The organism is Salicola sp. AFF1 (genome assembly GCF_056783195.1).
Genome location: NZ_JBXAYL010000146.1, coordinates 1 through 340 on the forward strand (window position 1 = coordinate 1; position 340 = coordinate 340).

Genomic DNA, 340 nt, shown 5'->3' on the forward strand with positions numbered 1-340 from the left:
GGGAAGGTGTGTCGGGACAACGACATCACCCGGATCGGGTGCTGGGACCATGCCCGTCGCAAGTTCGTCGAGGCCTCAAAGGCGGCGTCGTCAAACAAGAAGAGCAAAGGCAAGGGCCAACGCCAAACCGCCAAGGCCGACGTTGCCCTGGGCCATATCCGAAAGCTCTACGCCATTGAACGTCGGATCAAGGATCTTGGCGATGAGGAACGCTATCGCATCCGCCAGGGCGAAAGCCTGCCCCGGCTTCAGGCGTTCAAGAGCTGGCTGGACGACAACGCCGGCAAGGTCGCGAAGGGCTCACTGACCCGCAAGGCCATGGACTACGCCCTGAACCAGT

General features: G+C 61.8%; 1 protein-coding gene. It reads left to right on the forward strand.

The annotated features are described in order from the left end of the window. A partial coding sequence (locus AC1RQI_RS17120) for an IS66 family transposase (RefSeq protein ID WP_481905818.1) occupies positions 1–340 on the forward strand: 340 nt, incomplete at both ends.